Source organism: Mesorhizobium sp. M2A.F.Ca.ET.042.01.1.1 (assembly GCF_003997405.1).
Lineage (GTDB): Bacteria > Pseudomonadota > Alphaproteobacteria > Rhizobiales > Rhizobiaceae > Mesorhizobium.
Window position 1 is genome coordinate 1 of record NZ_RZRX01000660.1, and the last position, 408, is coordinate 408.

1 protein-coding gene is annotated in these 408 nt (G+C 67.6%); it reads left to right on the forward strand.

Going from position 1 to position 408, the window contains the following annotated elements; translation table 11 throughout:
• On the forward strand, positions 1-408 hold a 408-nt coding region (locus EOA23_RS35415; protein ID WP_189341856.1), incomplete at both ends, for a P1 family peptidase.

The window sequence follows — 408 nt, forward strand, 5'->3', positions numbered from 1 at the left end:
CAAGAAATGGGGCCGTTATCCGCCCTATCGCGAGCTCGGCTATGACGCCGTGCAGGCGGCAACAATGGATTTCGCCATCGGTACATTGGGCGCCGGCACGGGCGCGCTGACCTACGGGTTGAAAGGCGGGCTGGGCTCCGCCTCGACCGTGCTCGACAGCGGCGTCACCATCGGCGCGCTCGCCGCCGTCAATCCGACCGGCTCCGTCACCGTCGGCCGCAGCCGCCATTTCTGGGCGGCGCCCTTCGAGATCGGCCACGAGTTCGGCGGCCTGGGCTATCCCGATCCACTGCCGCAAGACGCCAGGAAGATCCTGCTGAAATACCGCGACCGGCGTGTTGGCGGACATGGGGAAGCCGGCAGCACCACCATCGCCGTTATCGCCACCGACGCCGTGCTGACCAAGGC